The organism is Stenotrophomonas sp. (assembly GCF_031995405.1).
GTDB lineage: Bacteria > Pseudomonadota > Gammaproteobacteria > Xanthomonadales > Xanthomonadaceae > Stenotrophomonas.
This window is the reverse complement of sequence record NZ_DAMAGC010000208.1, coordinates 1-2640: the sequence shown is the minus strand read 5'-3', so window position 1 is coordinate 2640 and position 2640 is coordinate 1. Positions and strand designations below refer to the sequence as shown.

The 2640-nt window shown below is 64.3% G+C and carries 2 protein-coding genes; one reads left to right on the top strand and one right to left on the bottom strand.

The genetic code is table 11. From position 1 onward, the window contains the following. Positions 1-957, bottom strand: a 957-nt coding sequence (locus RTO53_RS19820) for a LysM-like peptidoglycan-binding domain-containing protein (RefSeq protein ID WP_312239373.1), incomplete at its 3' end; no start/stop codon positions are given. Between the two features lie 168 nt (positions 958-1125). On the opposite strand from RTO53_RS19820, the gene tyrS reads away from it, so the two are divergent. After that, positions 1126-2337: a tyrosine--tRNA ligase gene (gene tyrS / locus RTO53_RS19815; RefSeq protein WP_312239372.1), complete on the top strand. Its 1212-nt coding sequence runs from the start codon at positions 1126-1128 to the stop codon at positions 2335-2337. Positions 2338-2640: the final 303 nt, after the last annotated feature.

Sequence of the window (2640 nt, the reverse complement as noted above, 5' to 3'; positions counted from 1 at the left end):
CGGGTGCTTGCGCGCGCCAAAGGTCGAGCTCAGCCGTGCGAACGGGATCGGCATGCGGATGAAGCTCTTCTTCAGCGAACGGCCGTTGATGTCGTAGTACTCGGACTTGCCGTTGCGGTCGAAGCGGAAGCCGCTGTAGGTCTTGCCGCCGGAGGTGAAGGTGGCCGCCAGGATCTTGCTGGTATCCACCTTCTCGCCTTCGCGCCAGGTTTCATCCAGCACCACGCTGAAGCGGTCGCCCGGCTGCAGGTCCTTGGAGAAATCGATGTCGTACTTGAAGATCTCGTCGGTCATCGTGGCGATCGCCGACGGCGACAGCCCCGCCTTGCGCGCGGCGGCATACAGCGAACTGGTGATCTCGCCGCTGGCGACGATGCGGCGGGTCGACGACTCGCGCTTGATCACCTTCTCGGTGATTTGATCATCCTTCAGCGACAGCTCGACCCGGTTGTCGGCATCGCGGTCGAAGCGGATCGTGCGCAGGTCGCCGGACAGCGGCAGGTCGAAGGCGATCTCCGCACCCGGGCGCAGCCGGGTCAGCGCCTCGCGCGCACCCGGGTGCTCCAGCACCTGGTGCATCACCGTGGCCGGGATGCCGGCCTCGTCGAACAGGTTGCTCAGGGTCTGGCCGCGCTGCACCCGCAGCACCTGCCAGCTGTCACCGGGGACCTGCTTCTGCCGCTCCAGCGACAGCGGCGGCAACGGCAGCGCCAGGGTGGAGTGGCCAACGGAGTAGGGCGTTTCGATGGTATGCGAGAAGCCCGGCACGATCGTGGCCACCAGCGCACCGATGGTGGCGAACAGGCTGGCGTGCATCCAGTGCCGGCGCGTCCAGCGCTCGTTGAACGCGGCGGGAAGATGCTGCTTGAGCTTCCGATGCAGGGCGGTGTCGTGGAGGACGTGGAGACGTTCCTTGAAGCGCTGCTTGCGCGCGCGGCCTTGATCGGAGTTGAGCATCGTCGGTCTGTTCCTGACTGGCCCGGGAGCGCGGGCCCAAACGTCGGTAACATAGACAGGTATAAATACCGCGTCAAACCCTTGTGCCTGTTGGCTTTTGTGAAGCGCATGCGGTTAACTTGTACTTAACGTCATTCATGTAAATAAGGCATTGCCGGGAGTTGTCACGTGTCCTCGATTGAAGAAGCCATCGCCCTGATCGGTCGTGGCGCCGACGAAGTCCTCAAATCCGAGGAACTTCGCCAGCGCCTGGAAAGCGGCCGCCCGCTGCGCGTCAAGGCTGGTTTCGACCCCACCGCCCCGGACCTGCACCTGGGCCACACCGTGCTGCTCAACAAGCTGCGCCAGTTCCAGGACCTCGGCCACCAGGTCATCTTCCTGATCGGCGACTTCACCGGCATGATCGGCGACCCGTCCGGCAAGAACGTCACCCGCAAGCCGCTCAGCAAGGATGACGTGCTCGCCAACGCGCGTACCTATGAGGACCAGGTCTTCAAGGTGCTGGACCGGGACAAGACCGAAGTGCGCTTCAACTCGGAGTGGTTCGGCAAGATGGGCGCGGCCGACATGATCCGCCTGGCCGGCCAGCACACCGTGGCGCGCATGCTCGAGCGCGACGACTTCGCCAAGCGCTATGCCGCCCAGCAGTCGATCGCCCTGCATGAATTCCTGTACCCGCTGGTCCAGGGCTACGACTCGGTGGCCCTTGAGGCGGACGTCGAACTTGGCGGCACCGACCAGAAGTTCAACCTGCTGATGGGCCGCGGCCTGCAGGAGCATTACGGGCAGAAGCCGCAGATCGTGCTGACCATGCCGCTGCTGGAGGGCCTGGACGGCGTGGCCAAGATGTCCAAGTCGCTCAACAACTACATCGGCATCAATGAGCCGGCCATCGATATGGTCACCAAGACCATGAAGATCGGCGACGACCTGATGTGGCGCTGGATCGAGCTGCTCTCCTTTGATATCAGCCAGGCCGAGGCGGTGAGCCTGCGTGAGCAGGTCCAGGCCGGCGGCCTGAACCCGCGTGAGGTGAAGCTGCGCTTGGCGCGCGAGCTGACCACCCGCTTCCACGATGCCGCCGCGGCCGAACAGGCCATCGCCGGCTGGAACGCGGCCGTGACCGGGCAGGGCGATGTGACCCTGCTGCCGCTGCAGGAAGTGGCGATCCCCGCCGAGGGCCTGCGTATTGGTGCGTTGTTGACCGCTGCCGGGCTGACCCCGAGCAACTCCGAGGCGTCCCGCAAGCTCAAGGAGCGTGCGGTGAAGGTCGATGGCGAGGTCGTGGACGACGCCCAGCAGGTGTTCGTGCCCGGTTTTGAAGGCCTGCTGCAGGTCGGCAAGCGCACTTTCGCCCGCGTGCTGCTGGTCGCGGCCTAAGCGCCACAAGGGGTTCGGGCGGTCCCGGACCCCTTGCAGCATGAATGGGGGGGAAGCGACGTGAAAAAATGTCGTCTACCCCCTTCACAAACGCCCCGGTTGGGGACATACTTTCCCTCCCCCGACGCAGGGGCCACCGCAAGGCGGCAACCGCGAAGGATCAGGACTTCAACCACTTCGAAAGAAGGTGTTGACGGAATCGAAAAGCCTGACATAATAGGCGGCTCGCAACGACGAAAGCCTCTCGAGGCAAACGACGAAGCGGCATCGGCAACAACGGTTCACTTCGGTGAAACGGCCTTG